The 15,779-nt window shown below is 37.2% G+C and carries 13 protein-coding genes; 6 read left to right on the top strand and 7 right to left on the bottom strand.

The window, feature by feature from the left end; all coding sequences use genetic code 11:
- Positions 1–79: 79 nt before the first annotated feature.
- The 7 genes from mnmG to rpmH all read right to left on the bottom strand — a co-directional run bounded on the left by mnmG (position 80) and on the right by rpmH (position 6,465).
- Complete coding sequence (gene mnmG, locus DXA07_RS01025) at positions 80–1,978, bottom strand: tRNA uridine-5-carboxymethylaminomethyl(34) synthesis enzyme MnmG (protein WP_118482946.1); 1,899 nt, start codon at positions 1,976–1,978, stop codon at positions 80–82.
- Positions 1,979–1,990: 12 nt separating this feature from the next.
- On the bottom strand, positions 1,991–3,370 hold the full coding sequence (gene mnmE / locus DXA07_RS01030) for a tRNA uridine-5-carboxymethylaminomethyl(34) synthesis GTPase MnmE (protein ID WP_118482948.1): 1,380 nt from the start codon (positions 3,368–3,370) through the stop codon (positions 1,991–1,993).
- A 275-nt stretch (positions 3,371–3,645) separates the two neighbouring features.
- On the bottom strand, positions 3,646–4,290 hold the full coding sequence (jag, locus tag DXA07_RS01035) for an RNA-binding cell elongation regulator Jag/EloR (protein WP_118482950.1): 645 nt from the start codon (positions 4,288–4,290) through the stop codon (positions 3,646–3,648).
- On the bottom strand, positions 4,290–5,687 hold the full coding sequence (locus DXA07_RS01040; RefSeq protein WP_117784571.1) for a YidC/Oxa1 family membrane protein insertase: 1,398 nt from the start codon (positions 5,685–5,687) through the stop codon (positions 4,290–4,292). The genes jag and DXA07_RS01040 overlap by 1 nt, the downstream gene beginning before the upstream one ends.
- 11 nt (positions 5,688–5,698) lie before the next feature.
- Complete coding sequence (gene yidD, locus DXA07_RS01045; protein ID WP_084770674.1) at positions 5,699–5,911, bottom strand: membrane protein insertion efficiency factor YidD; 213 nt, start codon at positions 5,909–5,911, stop codon at positions 5,699–5,701.
- Between the two features lie 2 nt (positions 5,912–5,913).
- A complete protein-coding gene (gene rnpA, locus DXA07_RS01050; protein ID WP_021944266.1) occupies positions 5,914–6,267 on the bottom strand; it encodes a ribonuclease P protein component in 354 nt (117 codons plus the stop codon).
- Between the two features lie 63 nt (positions 6,268–6,330).
- Positions 6,331–6,465, bottom strand: a complete 135-nt coding sequence (gene rpmH / locus DXA07_RS01055) for a 50S ribosomal protein L34 (RefSeq protein ID WP_004852723.1) — start codon at positions 6,463–6,465, stop codon at positions 6,331–6,333.
- A gap of 690 nt (positions 6,466–7,155) precedes the next feature.
- Here rpmH and dnaA point away from each other — a divergent pair.
- The 6 genes from dnaA to gyrA all read left to right on the top strand — a co-directional run bounded on the left by dnaA (position 7,156) and on the right by gyrA (position 15,760).
- Positions 7,156–8,520, top strand: a complete 1,365-nt coding sequence (dnaA, locus tag DXA07_RS01060) for a chromosomal replication initiator protein DnaA (RefSeq protein WP_021944265.1) — start codon at positions 7,156–7,158, stop codon at positions 8,518–8,520.
- A gap of 272 nt (positions 8,521–8,792) precedes the next feature.
- The gene (dnaN, locus tag DXA07_RS01065; RefSeq protein ID WP_021944264.1) at positions 8,793–9,899 is read left to right on the top strand and encodes a DNA polymerase III subunit beta; all 1,107 of its coding nucleotides are present in this window, start codon (positions 8,793–8,795) and stop codon (positions 9,897–9,899) included.
- Between the two features lie 23 nt (positions 9,900–9,922).
- Positions 9,923–10,132, top strand: a complete 210-nt coding sequence (locus tag DXA07_RS01070) for an RNA-binding S4 domain-containing protein (protein WP_008401671.1) — start codon at positions 9,923–9,925, stop codon at positions 10,130–10,132.
- Between the two features lie 26 nt (positions 10,133–10,158).
- Positions 10,159–11,241, top strand: a complete 1,083-nt coding sequence (gene recF, locus DXA07_RS01075; protein WP_118483100.1) for a DNA replication/repair protein RecF — start codon at positions 10,159–10,161, stop codon at positions 11,239–11,241.
- Between the two features lie 35 nt (positions 11,242–11,276).
- Positions 11,277–13,193, top strand: coding sequence for a DNA topoisomerase (ATP-hydrolyzing) subunit B (gyrB, locus tag DXA07_RS01080; protein WP_118482952.1), 1,917 nt, complete (start codon positions 11,277–11,279; stop codon positions 13,191–13,193).
- Between the two features lie 17 nt (positions 13,194–13,210).
- Positions 13,211–15,760, top strand: coding sequence for a DNA gyrase subunit A (gene gyrA / locus DXA07_RS01085; RefSeq protein WP_118482954.1), 2,550 nt, complete (start codon positions 13,211–13,213; stop codon positions 15,758–15,760).
- The last annotated feature ends 19 nt before the right edge of the window (positions 15,761–15,779 follow it).

The raw sequence follows: 15,779 nt of genomic DNA on the forward strand, positions 1-15,779 counted from the left end.
ATATTACATCTCAAATTATATGCTTTCAAAAATAACACTTACCTACAGATAATTTTATATTATCTTCATATCTGCTTTTTTATTTATTTTCTGATTCTACGTCATGCTGCTTCATCTTCAGATAAACCAGCAGCACAGATATATCTGCCGGTGATACACCGGAGATTCTGGATGCCTGACCGATATTTTCCGGCTTGATATCCTTTAACTTCTGTCTGGCTTCTTTTCGAAGATTCGATACATCATCATAATTCAGATCAGCCGGAATCATCCTCTTTTCCAGCTTTTTAAACTGATGTACCTGTTCTGTCTGTCTCTTGATATATCCTTCATACTTGATCGATATATCAATCTGTTCGATCACATCCGCAGGCAACGGATGTCTGTCCGGATCAATCGGTACAATCTTCTCATAAGAAAGCTCCGGTCTGCGGATCAACTCTGCAAGACTTACTGCTGTCTTTAACTCCGTTGTCTCCATAGAACGTAAGAATTCCTGAATCTTACTGTTTCCGCCAACCATGGTTTCATTTAAACGCTTTGTTTCTTCTTCGATCATTGCACGTTTCTGACAGAATTTCTCATATCTCTCATCGTCGATCAGACCGATTTCATGACCGATATCGGTCAGTCGAAGATCCGCATTATCCTGTCTTAACAGCAGACGATATTCTGCTCTGGAAGTCATCATACGGTATGGTTCTTTTGTCTCCTTTGTAACCAGATCATCGATCAATACACCGATATAAGCCTGTGAACGATCCAATACAACAGGCTCCTTTCCAAGTACCTTTCTGGCTGCATTGATACCTGCCATAAGACCCTGCGCTGCTGCTTCCTCATAACCGGAGCTTCCATTTAACTGACCTGCGCCAAATAAACCTTCCACATTCTTAAATTCCAGTGAATGTTTCAAATTGATCGCACTGATACAATCATACTCGATCGCATAAGCATTTCTTACGATCCTGACATTCTCAAGTCCTTTCATGCTCCGTATCATCTTATACTGAACATCCTCCGGAAGAGAACTGGACATTCCGCCCATATACATCTCATTTGTAAATTCACCCTCCGGCTCTATAAAAATCTGATGTCTCGTCTTATCCGGAAACTTCATAACCTTGTCTTCGATCGAAGGACAGTATCTTGGTCCTGTACCCTCAATCACACCGGAAAACAATGGAGAACGGTTGATATTCTCACGAATTATCTCATGTGTCTCCTCATTTGTATAACAAAGCCAGCAGGATACCTGATCCCGCTTGATATCTTCTTCTGTATTTGTAAAGGAAAATGGAACGATATGCTCATCACCTTTTTGTTCCTCCATCTGAGAGAAATCGATTGTCCTCTTATCCAGTCTTGCAGGTGTACCTGTCTTAAACCGGCGGATACCGATTCCGGCTTCTTTCATGGAATCAGACAAATGATTGGCTGCCATAAGTCCATTTGGTCCTGTATGATTTACGACATCTCCATAGATACATCTTGCTTTCAGATAAGTACCTGTACAGAGAACAACTGCCTTTGCATAATAGGTTGCACCGGAAAATGTCTTAACACCCTTAACAACGCCATCTGTTACCATCAGCTCTGTTACCTCAGCCTGACGTAATACCAGATGATCGGTATTCTCTAATGTATGTTTCATTGTACGGGAATAATTTGACTTATCTGCCTGCGCACGAAGAGAATGAACAGCAGGTCCTTTTGATGCATTTAACATTTTGGACTGAATATAAGTCTTATCAATATTCTTACCCATCTCTCCACCAAGTGCATCCAGTTCTCTTACCAGGTGTCCTTTTGAGCTTCCGCCTACATTTGGATTGCAGGGCATCATGGCAACACTGTCCATACTCACTGTAAACAGAATTGTTTCAAGTCCAAGACGGGCAGAAGCAAGTGCAGCTTCACAGCCTGCATGACCGGCACCCACAACTACCACATCATAATTTTCTTCAACCACTGGCATTTATCCATCCTCCTATTTACCCATGCAGAATTCTTCAAATATCTTATCTGCAAGATCATCTCTGTTCGTTTCTCCTATAATAAGCCCCAGATGTTCATAAGCATCCATCAGGTCGATTGAGAAAAAATCCTCCTCCATACCCATATCAATGCTTTCTCTTACCTTTAAAAGGCTTTCTCTGGTCTTCATCAGTTCTTCTTTATGTCTCGCATTTGTAATGTACAACTGGTCATTATACTCCAATTCGCCGGAAAAAAATTTGTCATTTAACAGATCATATAATTTTTCTTTTCCATCTCCTGTAGAAGCAGATAACTCTACAATATCACAACCAAGCTCGCATGTTATCCACATTTTATCCACAACTGTTTGTAAGTCATTTTTATTCATAATGGCAATAACATTTTTGCCCTTAATCTCTGATATTATCTGCTTATCGTTGTCATCTAACGGTACAGATCCATCGATCACATATAAGATCAGATCTGCCTGTGATGCAAATTCCAGTGCCTTATCCACACCCATCTTTTCCACAATATCTTCGGTATCCCGGATACCTGCTGTATCCACAATGTTCAGTATAATACCATTTATGTTGACAACTTCCTCTAAGGTATCTCTTGTCGTTCCTGCAATATCCGTAACGATTGCTCTGTTTTCTCCCAGAAACATGTTGAGAAGTGAGGATTTTCCTGCATTTGGCTTACCTACGATAACCGTCTTGATTCCCTCTTTTAAGATCCTTCCATTATCAAAAGTTTGCAGTAATTTATCCACATTATCACCCAACTTATCCACAATTGTCTGTAGTTTCTGTGGGTAACCATCCAGACTGTAATGTTCCGGATCATCAAGTGCTGATTCTATAAACGCTACATTATATAAAATCTGTTCTCTCATATCTACGATCTGATTCTTCAGATCACCACGAAGCTGCATAAGAGAAGATTTCACCGCAAAATCATTCTTGGCACTGATCAGATCCATGACGGATTCTGCCTGTGACAGATCGATCCTTCCATTTAAGAATGCCCGCTTGGTAAATTCTCCCGGTTCTGCGAGTCTTGCACCATTTTTAATTACTGCAGCAAGTACATTCCTTAATACAACCATTCCGCCATGACATTGTAACTCACATACATCTTCACAAGTATAAGTATGTGGAGCACGCATCAGAAGCAGAATACCCTCGTCCAGCTCTTTATCACCATCATATACCTGTCCAAATGCTGCTGTGTAGCTTTTCATGCTTTCTATTTTTTTCTCTTCATTTACCGGCCTGAACACCTTTGAAGCAACTTCAACTGCATTCTTACCACTGATCCTTATAATACCAACCCCGGCATTTCCCATACCGGTTGCGATCGCTGCGATCGTATCATTTACAAGCATATGATTTCTCCTGTTTCTATCTGATCAATATTCTATATATCATTCACTGACATAACAAATAACATATATTATCATATCACTTTATTTATACTAACATACTTTTAGATAATACACCTATACATACTTTTTTTCTATCCCTAAAAAAAATTTCCGGAAGCCGATTCATCAGAGCCGTTACCCTGATTTTTCATTTTCCGGAAATCATATTTTTCAGAAATTCATATTTACATATGTTTTTCTGTTTTTATACAAGTATCTGTTAGCAAAATACTTTATTATTTGTTATTTCTGTCGTATTTCTTTAAATATACAATAACCTTACGATATGGTTCTTCACCCTCGCTTCTTGTAGATACATACTTATCATTCTGTAAAGTAGCGTGGATAATTCTTCTCTCATAAGGATTCATTGGTTCAAGTGCAAATGAACGCTTTGTTCTCTTTACCTTGAATGCAATGTTCTTGGCAAGATTTTCAAGAGTTTCTTTTCTTCTTGCTCTGTAATTCTCTGTATCAAGCTTTACTCTGATATAAGAGTCGCTCTTTTTGTTTACTGCGAGACTAATAAGATACTGAAGTGCATCTAATGTCTGACCTCTCTTACCGATCAGAATTCCCATCTCCGGTCCTTCTACATCGATATCAAGAAGATTGTCTGTCTCGTTAAACTCGATCTTAATGTCAGCCTGAATATCCATAGCCTTGAATAATGTTTCAAGATATTCTCTTACATCATCCACAAATGTTTTCTTCTTTCTGGCACTGATGACAAATGGCTTTGAACCGATCAGTCCAAGAAAACCTGTGCTTCCCTCACTGACTACATTATATTCCAGGTCTGTACTGGCACATCCAAGCTCAACGCTTGCCTGCATAAGTGCCTCATCTAAAGTTTTACCTTTAAATTCTACAAACTCCATTATTTATTTCCTCCCTTATCATTACTCTTATTCTGATACTGAAGCATGATATTTGCTTTGGAACCAATGCTTCCAGATTTGTAATGAACATTGTTTTCTGACTGTTTCACTTCATCAACTGTCGGATTCGTATAACTTTTCAGTCTTGAAGATGCCATTTTGTTAATACTTTCAGACTGGGTGCTATCTGAACTTACATTACCATTCTGAGCGTCCATCATTTTCTCATAAAATGACTTCTTACCGGGATGCTTTGCTTCTTTCTTTGCCTGCTTCTTAGCTGCTTTTACTCTACATTTCTCAAGAACTGCTTCTTTATCACACTTCTTATAATAATTGTTGATAATAAGCTGTGTAATAATCGTGATAACAGAACCTATGATCCAGTAAAGACCAATAGCGATTGGCAGATTAATACAGATAAATAATGACATAAGCGGCATACCGTAAGTCATCATATTCATCATACTGTTTGCCTGTGCTGCTGTAGGATCATTTGAATTTGTGTTAGAAGCACTCATGCTGATCTTTGAAGATACAAACTGCAATACTGCTGACAGGATTGGAACGATCAGTGCTGCTGAAAGCTTCAGTCCGGGAGCATCTGCGATATTCAGATTAAATAAAAATCTGTTCATATTTTCAAAGTTATGAATATAATCTGCTTCTTTTCCACTTGTAAATCCAAAAATATCCTGTAACTGCGACCAGTCATGTGTGGATATCTTATCCAGTACATCGATAACTTTATTATCTGTAAGATTACCTTTTGATACTGCATCCATCATCTGATTGGAAGCTGTAACAGCTGTAGATACCCTGCCATCTGAATCACTTGCTACTGCATTGATGATATCATAATAATTTGCACTAGAATCAAGCTTAATTGAACTTAATTTAGAAGCATCAATCTTATCAATAGCCACTTTCTGCATACTTTCTACAATATACTGGTACTTATCCTTCATATCTCCTACATAAGCAGGAATGTTCTGGATAACACGATACAGACCGTAGAATACAGGAAGCTGGATCAGAGTTGGCAGACATCCGGATGTAAGACTTACACCATACTTCTTCTGGATTTTCTGTGTCTCCTGCTGCTTCTTCATCAGGGATTCCTGATCTGTTTTATTGTTATACTTCTTTGTTGCCTTATTAATCTCCGGCTGGATAAAACTCATAATCTTAGAAGATTTCTGCTGCTTGAAATTCAATGGAAACAAACAAGCTCTTATGAAAAACGTAAATAAGATAACGCAGATACTAAGATTAACATATCCTATTCCCATGCTGTTACTGATAATCTCGATCAATTTATACATCAGATCGAAAATCTTACCGAATAACCAACATATCGGTCCTAAGATCATACCGTCTTCTACTGTTAGAAACATCTTGTCCTCCTTTATGGAACGGGATCATATCCTCCTTTAGAAAAAGGATTACATCTAAGTATTCTCCATACAGCCAGGAGGCCACCTTTTATCACTCCATACTTTTCCAAAGCTTCGATCGCATATTGTGAACAGGTTGGAAAATACTTGCAGGTAGGATGTCCTTTTAACATGGACAAATACCTCTGATAAAATCTGATTAAACCAATTAACATTCTTTTCATTTTTAATTTTCACCATCTCTGACTATCGTCAGCTTCTTCAGCCTGAACAGATGCATCATAGCACTTTCTATCTCATGATACCCCTTGTCCTTCGCTGTTACTCTGGCAACGAACACAATGTCATAACCACTGCAAATACAGTCTTTGTTTAATCGATAAGCTTCTCTAATCAATCTGGTTACCCTGTGTCTTACCACACTGTTACCAACTTTTTTACTAACAGAGATTCCAAGTCTATTGTATTCCAAGCTGTTGGCTCTCAGATACATAACTAAATATTTATTGGCCACCGAATCCTTTGTGTTATAAACACTGCCAAACTCTCTGCTGTTTTTTAACGTAATAAAATTACTCATAACATAACCACCAAATCATTGATTGAAAATTAGAAAAACTAAAAAAGGCCACAACCTTGTGACCTATGCTGATAATTTCTTTCTACCCTTAGCTCGTCTAGCGGCCAATACCTTTCTGCCATTAGCAGTGCTCATTCTCTTTCTGAAACCATGAACCTTTGATCTCTGTCTCTTTTTAGGCTGGAAAGTCATCTTCATATCTACACACCTCCTTTATTTATTATGACCATGATTTATCCACATCCATTCGTTTCCTCTGTTTATAACAGACTCAAACGAACACATACAGATACCTACAAAGTCCTTGCATATTATAAATAAATAACCCCATACAGTCAAGTTTTTTTTGAATTTTTCCTTTAAAATCAAGGGTTTTCATATCATAAAACGCTTAGTTAGAAAAATGTGATTTTATATTTTTCAAAAATTGGTGTCTATATAATTTTCAAATACAAAATCTAGTGGTTTTTCTTTTTCTCCACATTTATCCATTGATATGAACTTTACCATAATCAATTTACATAATGTTATCCACAAATTGTTAATAACTTGTGGATAACATCTTGATTCATTGTTTTCTTTCTTCCATAAATCCATATTTTATCTTATTTTTTGATGTTCACAATTTATAAGGTAACATTTTTTTTACTTAACATAACAATACTTTTTCATAATTATTATGTAACTTATACACCTTCTTTTTCAAAACAGTTTTTTAACATATATCAAAATGAGTTTCTTCCTATTATATAAAAAATTTTTCTCATATGTCTGTCAGAGGGTAATAAAACTTGAAAAAATGGTCATTTTGTTATAAGATATAAATACGTGGTTCTATGCCTATAACTCCATAGACACAACGACTGGACGGAAAGGATTTTCGGAAGAATGGAAGAATTAATTTTATCAAAATGGGACGAGATACTCTCTCTTCTCGAGACAGAACATGGATTATCCCCTATTGTTGTTAAAACATGGATCAAACCTTTGAAGTTATATTCTGTCGAAGGAAAAAAACTGTATTTTGCAGTTGATGATAGTATGGGTTCAAGAGCCATCGATTTTATTAATAAAAAAATGTACGATATGTTCCTGGTTACTTCTATAAAAGAAGTGCTGGATGACGATTCTATCGAGATTGTAATTGACGTAGAAAGTAATCTGAACAAAACCTCCAAAGAAGAGGTTACCAAAGAAGAATACAACGAAGCGATCACCAAGAGCAATCTCTATCCAAAATATACATTTGATACATTCGTTGTAGGTGAGAGCAACAAGCTCGCTCATGCAACATGTCTTGCTGTCGCAGATTCACCGGGACTGGACAAATTCAACCCACTGTTTTTATATGGTGGAGCAGGTCTTGGCAAAACACATCTGATGCAGTCGATCGCACATTATATTTTACAACATAATAAGAATATGAAGGTTCTCTATGTACCTTCCAATAAATTTACAAATGAAATCGTAGAAGCGATCAAGAAAAACAAAACCGACGAGTTCCGGGAAAAGTACAGAACCGTTGATGTATTACTGATCGATGATATTCAATATCTTATCGGTAAAGAGAGTACCCAGCAGGAGTTCTTTGATACCTTCAATGCACTTCACGATGAAGGAAAGCAGATCATTCTGTCATCGGATAAGCCTCCTAAAGAAATTAAAACTCTGGAAGAGCGTTTCCGTTCCAGATTTGAATGGGGAGTACCGATCGATATTCATGCTCCTGATTATGAAACCAGAATGGCAATTCTCAAAAATAAAGTTGAGATGAACGGATACAAGAATATCAGTGACAACATTCTGGAATATATTGCAAATAACGTTACCTATAATGTAAGAGAACTGGAAGGAGCATTAAACAAGATCAGTGTATATGCCGAACTTGGAAATGTTACGATCACAGAGGATCTTGCAAAGAACATATTAAAAGATATGATATCCAAGGAAACCAACGTTACGATCACACCTGATCTTATCATTAATACCGTTTCCGAACACTTAAATATCAGTGTTGATGATATCAAATCTTCAAAACGTAGTCAGGATGTAGCCAATGCAAGACAGATATCCATGTATCTATGCCGTAAATTTACAACAAAGGGATTAAAAAGCATCGGAGATGTATTTGGCGGTAAAGACCATTCGACTGTTTTAAGTAATATCAACAAAGTAGATAAGAGGATTGAAAGTGATCCTGAATATGCAGAGACGATTGATGTCATTATCAAGAAGCTCAGTCCTCACAGCTAATGTTATTTATATGTGGATGAATGTCTGTACTATTGTTATGAAATGTTAGTATCTGACAATTCAATCAATTCAGACGATTTTCAAATGTTTATAAGTCCACTTACAATAACATTGAATATCAGGAAAATTAACATAGACACATAATTGATTTCATAAGAATTTATAAGGATATTTTGAAGTTTCAACAAATCCACACCTACTACTACTGTTATTACTACTTTTATTATTAAATATATATCTACAGACAACCGGGAAAGGAGTTTATAAACAAAATGAAGATTTCGTGTATGAAGGGAAAATTGATGCAGGGAATTAGTAATGTATCAAAAGCTGTATCTACAAAAACCACACATCCAATTCTCTCATGTATTTTCATTGAAGCTGAAAATGGAAATATAAAACTCACAGCAAATGATATGGAAATTGGAATAGAATCTTATGTTGAAGGAACTGTTATCGAAGAAGGAAAGGTTGCGATCGAAGCAAAGCTTTTATCGGACATCGTAAGAAAGCTTCCGGATAGTGAGATACATATGGAAACAAATGAAGATTTCAAGACAACTATCAAATGTGAGAAATCATTATTTACCATTGCAGGAAAATCAGGAGAGGATTTTTCCAGTCTTCCGGTTGTTGAAAAATCCAAATATATTACAATTTCACAGTTTACATTAAGAGAGATTATCAACCAGACGATCTTTTCAATTTCAGACAGCGAATACAATAACGTTATGACAGGTGAATTATTTGAGGTTTCTAATAACAGACTTCGTGTTGTAGCTATTGACGGACATCGTATCGCTATCCGTAATGTAGAATTAAAGGATGAGAGTCAGGATGTGAAGGTTATCGTTCCTGGCAAGGCACTCAGTTATATTAGTAAGATTGTAAATGGTGGAGTAGATGATGATGTAAATATCTACTTTGCAGATAATAATATATTATTTGAATTTGACAGAACAAAGGTTGTATCTCGTCTGGTAGAAGGTGAATTCTTCAGAATTGATAATATGTTAAATGTTGATTATCAGATCAAGTTCACTATCAACAAGAGAGAATTTCTTGACTGTCTGGATCGTTCATCTCTTCTAATCAAAGAATCAGATAAGAAACCGATCAAGCTCACGATAGAAGATAACATGTTATATCTGAAGATAGATTCTCTGATCGGTTCAATGAATGAAGAGATAGAGATTCATAAAGAGGGAAGCAATATCATCATTGGATTCAATCCAAAATTCTTAATGGATGCGATCCGTGCAATTGACGATGATGATATTACTATATACATGAATAATACAAAATCACCTTGTGTAATCAAGGATGAAGAAGAGAATTATATTTATCTGATCCTTCCAATGGGTATCGGAAGCAGATAATCCAGGATTGGAGATAAGAAAAAATGGAAATAATCAAGCTGAGAGATGAATTTATAAAACTAGGTCAGGCATTAAAGGCAGCCGGTTTTGTAGAGTCAGGAGTAGAAGCAAAAGAGGTTATATCTCAGGGTCTTGTTATCGTAAATGGTGAGATTGAGACCAGAAGAGGAAAAAAACTGTATGATGGAGATGAAGTAGAATTTGATGGAGATAAGATCAGTATCCAGAAATAATTCTACACATGTGGCTGGTAGATAGTATGTATGTTGAATCACTGAATATTAACAACTATAGAAATTATGATGAGTTATTCATTATGTTTGATAAGAATACCAATATTTTATATGGTGATAATGCACAGGGAAAAACAAATATACTGGAATCTATCTATATGGCAGCTACAACCAAGTCCCACCGTGGAAGTAAGGATCGGGAAATCATAAAAATAGGTGAAGAAGAGTCACATATTCGTCTTTGCATCAAAAAAAGTGATATAAGTCATCGAATTGATATGCATTTGCGTAAAAGCAAGAATAAAGGAGTTGCTATAGATGGACTGCCTATCAGACGTACAACTGAACTTTTTGGTTTATTAAATGTGATATTTTTTTCGCCGGAGGATTTATCTATCATAAAAAACGGTCCTTCTGAGAGAAGAAGATTTCTGGATCTGGAGTTGTGTCAGTTAAGCAGATTGTATTATCAGAATCTGTCTTCCTATTCCAAGATATTGAATCAGAGAAATAATCTGTTAAAGCAGATTGCTTATAATAAAAGTCTGATGGATACTTTAGATGTATGGAACATGCAGCTTGTGGATTACGGAAGAAAGGTTATAAAAGAAAGACAGAATTTTATAACGATGTTAAATGATCTGATCGGAGAAATCCATTTGAAGCTGACTTCCGGAAAAGAAAAGCTGGAGATCATCTATGATAAGAATGTTGGTGAAGATGAATTTGAACAGGTGTTGTCAGATAAGGTTCATGTAGATCTGAATTATATGAGCACCCAGACAGGACCTCACAGAGATGACATCATGTTTATGATAAACGGAATCGATGCAAGAAGATTTGGATCACAGGGACAGCAGAGAACAGTCGCTCTTTCTTTGAAAATCGCAGAGATAAAGTTGGTAAAGAAAATTATAAATGATAATCCGATACTTCTCCTGGATGATGTTATGTCAGAGCTTGATAGCAGCAGAAGAGAAGCGTTGTTAGAGGAGATCAAAGATATACAAACAATCATAACCTGTACAGGTTATGATGATTTTATAAAAGAACAAGTAGTGATCAATAATGTGTATCATGTTACAAACGGAACCGTTACGAAGATATAAGTTTCGTTTGTTATGGAATATTAAGGAGGAAAAAAATGTCAAATAATTATGATGCTGAACAGATACAGGTTCTGGAAGGACTTGAAGCTGTCAGAAAAAGACCGGGAATGTACATAGGAAGTACGTCTACAAGAGGATTGCATCATCTTGTTTATGAGATTGTTGATAATTCTGTAGATGAAGCTCTGGCTGGTTATTGTAATCACATAGAAGTTTTTATTAACTCTGATAATTCCATAACGGTTGTTGATAATGGACGTGGTATACCTGTAGGTATTCAGGAGAAGACGGGAAAATCAGCACTGGAAGTAGTATTTACCGTTCTTCATGCCGGTGGTAAGTTTGGCGGTGGAGGATATAAGGTATCCGGTGGTCTTCATGGTGTAGGTGCTTCTGTTGTAAATGCTCTTTCCGAATGGTTAGAGGTCGAAGTTATAAGAGATGGTCATATATATAAGCAGACTTATAAGCGTGGTAATGTAGACAGTGCATTGCAGATCATTGCCGATGCACCGGAAGATAAATCAGGAACAAAGGTAACATTTCTTCCGGATAAGACGATATTTGATGACTGGATTTATGATTATGATACATTACGGACAAGACTTCGTGAGACAGCATTCCTTACAAAGGGTCTGAAGATTACATTAACAGATCTTCGTGTAGATCCTCCAAAGGAGAGACATTTCCATTATGAGGGCGGTATCAAAGAGTTTGTTGAATACATGAACAGACACAGAGAAGCACTCTATGACAAGGTAATCTACTGTGAGGGACTCAAGGATGGTGTATATGTAGAAGTTGCTATGCAGCATAATGATTCCTATAACGAAATGATACACAGTTATGTAAATAATATTAATACACCGGAAGGTGGTACACATTTAACAGGTTTTAAGGCAGCCATTACCAAGATTTTCAATGACTACGCAAGAAAGAATAATCTGTTAAAAGAAAAAGAGGATAATCTGTCCGGTGAAGATCTGAGGGAAGGTATGTCTGCGATCGTATCTGTAAAGATCGGTGAACCTCAGTTTGAAGGTCAGACAAAGCAGAAGCTTGGAAATTCAGAAGTAAGACCTGTTGTAGAAAGTATCGTAAGTGAACAGCTTACTTATTTCTTAGAGCAGAATCCGAATATAGCAAAAATAATTATAAATAAATCTGTAATGGCTCAGCGTGCGAGAATTGCAGCAAGAAGAGCCAGAGATGTAGCAAGAAAAGCAAATCTTGCAGATAATATGGCACTTCCCGGAAAGCTTGCAGATTGTTCCGATAAAGATCCGAAGAATTGTGAGATCTACATCGTAGAGGGAGATTCCGCCGGTGGTTCTGCAAAGAAAGCAAGATCCCGTGCAACACAGGCTATCCTTCCACTCCGTGGTAAGATATTAAACGTAGAAAAAGCAAGAATCGACAGAATCCTTGAGAATGCCGAGATCAAAGCAATGATCACAGCATTTGGTACAGGTATTCATGAGAATTTTGATATTGATAAGCTCAGATATAATAAGATTATTATTATGACGGATGCCGATGTAGATGGTGCTCATATCGCAACCCTGCTTCTGACATTTTTCTATCGGTTTATGCCGGATCTGATCCGAAAAGGACATGTATATTTGGCACAGCCACCACTTTATAAGTTGGAGAAGAATAAAAAAATCTGGTATGCCTACAGTGATGATGAACTGAACAGTATCTTGAATGAAGTTGGACGAGATCAGTCAAATAAGATCCAGCGATACAAAGGTCTTGGTGAAATGGATGCAGAACAGTTATGGGAGACAACCATGGATCCGGAAAAGAGAATTTTATTAAAAGTTGCGATTGATGATGATGATGAATCAGAGATTGATATGACCTTCAATGTACTGATGGGAGATAAAGTTGAACCTAGAAGACAGTTCATAGAGACAAATGCCAAGTTCGTTAAGAATCTTGACATTTAAACGAAAGGGAGAAGAACATGGATGACGATAAGATTTTTGACAAAATAAGTGAAGTCGGGCTCAAGAAGACCATGGAGCGGTCTTATATAGATTATGCCATGAGTGTTATTGCAGCACGAGCACTTCCTGATGTAAGAGATGGTTTGAAGCCTGTTCAGAGAAGAATCCTTCACTCAATGATAGAACTGAACAACGGTCCGGATAAGCCACATCGTAAATGTGCCCGTATCGTCGGTGATACCATGGGTAAATATCATCCACATGGAGATAGTTCCATCTATGATGCTCTCGTAAAACTGGCTCAGGACTGGAATACAAGATATCCATTGGTAGATGGTCATGGTAACTTCGGTTCAGAAGATGGTGATGGCGCTGCTGCGATGCGATACACAGAGGCAAGGTTATCAAAGATAAGTATGGAAATGTTAGCTGATATCAATAAAGATACAGTAGATTTTGTACCAAACTTTGATGAGACAGAAAAAGAGCCAACGGTACTTCCATCACGTTTTCCTAATCTATTGGTAAATGGTACAACCGGTATTGCGGTTGGTATGGCTACCAATATTCCACCACATAATTTAAAGGAAGTAATCGGTGCAACCGTAAAAATCATTGATAATCGTATAGAAGAAGACAGAGAAACCTCCATTGATGAGATCATGCAGATCATAAAAGGACCTGATTTTCCTATGGGAGCAGAAATCCTTGGACGTCGTGGAATTGAAGAAGCATACAGAACCGGTCGTGGTAAGATCAAGGTTCGTGCCGTTACAGATATTGAAGCAATGCCAAATGGCAAGCATAAGATTGTAGTAACGGAGCTTCCATACATGGTAAATAAAGCTTTACTGATCCAGAAGATCGTAGAGCTGGTAAAGACCAAGCGTGTAGAAGGAATCACGGATGTAAGAGATGAATCCTCCAGAGAAGGTATCCGTGTTGTCATCGAATTAAAGAAAGATACAAATGCAAATGTACTTCTGAATCAGTTATATAAGCATACACAGCTTCAGGATACATTTGGTGTTAATATGCTGGCACTTGTAGATGGTGTTCCAAAGATCTTAAATATTAGCCAGATGCTTGGATATTATCTGAAGCATCAGGAGGATGTCGTAACCAGACGTACAAAGTATGACCTGAATAAGGCAGAGGAACGGGCACATATTTTAAAGGGATTGTTGATCGCACTCGATAATATCGATGAAGTTATCAACATTATCCGTAGTTCCAAGAGTGTACAGGATGCGAAGAATTCATTGATCGAAAGATTCGGACTGACAGAGATTCAGGCACAGGCAATTGTAGATATGAGACTTCGTGCTCTGACAGGTCTGGAACGTGAGAAATTAGAGGCAGAATATAAAGAACTGATGGATAAGATCAGTTATCTGAAAGCAATTCTTGCAGATGAAAAGAAATTACTTGGAGTTATCAAAGATGAGCTTCTTGTTATTTCTCAGAAATATGGTGATGAGAGAAGAACCGCTCTTGGCAGAGATGTTGACGAAGTAACAGACGAAGAACTGATCGAGAGAGAAAATATTGTCATAGCCATGACAAAGCTCGGTTATATCAAGCGTATGCCGGAAGACCTCTTCAAGGCACAGAATCGTGGTGGTAAGGGTATCCGTGGTATGCAGACGATCGATGAAGATTACATTGAGAATCTGATCGTAACAACGACACATAATTATCTGATGTTCTTTACAAATACCGGTAGAGTATACCGTCTGAAGGGATATGAGATACCGGAAGCAGGAAGAACAGCCAGAGGTGTTGCAATCGTAAACCTACTTCAGCTTCAGGCAGGTGAGAAGATCACAGCAGTCATTCCGTTAAAGAGCTACGAGGATGGTAAATATCTGTTCATGGCAACCAGAAATGGTATGGTAAAGAAAACAGATATCTTAGAATATCAGAATGTGAGAAAGACAGGACTTACAGCAATTGTTTTGCGTGATAATGATGAACTAATCGAAGTGAAAGCAACAAATGGAGATGATGATATCTTCCTGATTACAAAGAAGGGTATGTCGATTCGTTTTAATGAAAAAGACGTCAGACAGACCGGAAGAACTTCCATGGGTGTAAAGGGTATCCATCTTGGAAAAGATGATATCGTAATTTCCATGCAGATGAGTTCACAGGGAGAAAAAATCCTGCTTGTTACCGAAAATGGTATGGGTAAGAGGACATTAATCTCAGAATTTAACGTACAGAACCGTGGAGGTAAAGGTGTTAAATGTTATAAGATCACTGAAAAAACAGGTGATCTTGTAGGAGCGAAGATCGTTACCGATGAAAATGATGTTATGATCATTACCACAGAAGGAATTATTATTCGTACAAGCTGTGATGGAATATCCACACTTGGACGAGTAACCTCCGGTGTAAAGATTATCAACCTGAACTATGATAATAATGTCAAGGTAGCATCCATGACAGAAGTACAAAAAGAAGAATTTGACGATGAGGATCCGGAAGGAGAAAATCCGGAAGAAACAGAAGATACAGAAGTATCAGAAGAACAGTCATCGGAAGAAGATTCAACAGAAGAATAATATAAAGGATACCGGCTGA

This window comes from Clostridium sp. AM54-37XD (assembly GCF_003478225.1).
Lineage (GTDB): Bacteria > Bacillota > Clostridia > Lachnospirales > Lachnospiraceae > Coprococcus > Coprococcus ammoniilyticus.

What these genes read in the sequence shown, in the direction of transcription:
- gyrA (WP_118482954.1), top strand. Translation starts at nt 13,211, where the DNA reads ATGGATGACGATAAGATTTTTGACAAAATAAGTGAAGTCGGGCTCAAG.
- DXA07_RS01040 (WP_117784571.1), bottom strand. Translation starts at nt 5,687, where the DNA reads ATGTTTCTAACAGTAGAAGACGGTATGATCTTAGGACCGATATGTTGG.
- yidD (WP_084770674.1), bottom strand. Translation starts at nt 5,911, where the DNA reads ATGAAAAGAATGTTAATTGGTTTAATCAGATTTTATCAGAGGTATTTG.
- recF (WP_118483100.1), top strand. Translation starts at nt 10,159, where the DNA reads ATGTATGTTGAATCACTGAATATTAACAACTATAGAAATTATGATGAG.
- gyrB (WP_118482952.1), top strand. Translation starts at nt 11,277, where the DNA reads ATGTCAAATAATTATGATGCTGAACAGATACAGGTTCTGGAAGGACTT.
- mnmG (WP_118482946.1), bottom strand. Translation starts at nt 1,978, where the DNA reads ATGCCAGTGGTTGAAGAAAATTATGATGTGGTAGTTGTGGGTGCCGGT.
- rnpA (WP_021944266.1), bottom strand. Translation starts at nt 6,267, where the DNA reads ATGAGTAATTTTATTACGTTAAAAAACAGCAGAGAGTTTGGCAGTGTT.
- dnaA (WP_021944265.1), top strand. Translation starts at nt 7,156, where the DNA reads ATGGAAGAATTAATTTTATCAAAATGGGACGAGATACTCTCTCTTCTC.
- dnaN (WP_021944264.1), top strand. Translation starts at nt 8,793, where the DNA reads ATGAAGATTTCGTGTATGAAGGGAAAATTGATGCAGGGAATTAGTAAT.
- DXA07_RS01070 (WP_008401671.1), top strand. Translation starts at nt 9,923, where the DNA reads ATGGAAATAATCAAGCTGAGAGATGAATTTATAAAACTAGGTCAGGCA.
- jag (WP_118482950.1), bottom strand. Translation starts at nt 4,290, where the DNA reads ATGGAGTTTGTAGAATTTAAAGGTAAAACTTTAGATGAGGCACTTATG.
- mnmE (WP_118482948.1), bottom strand. Translation starts at nt 3,370, where the DNA reads ATGCTTGTAAATGATACGATCGCAGCGATCGCAACCGGTATGGGAAAT.
- rpmH (WP_004852723.1), bottom strand. Translation starts at nt 6,465, where the DNA reads ATGAAGATGACTTTCCAGCCTAAAAAGAGACAGAGATCAAAGGTTCAT.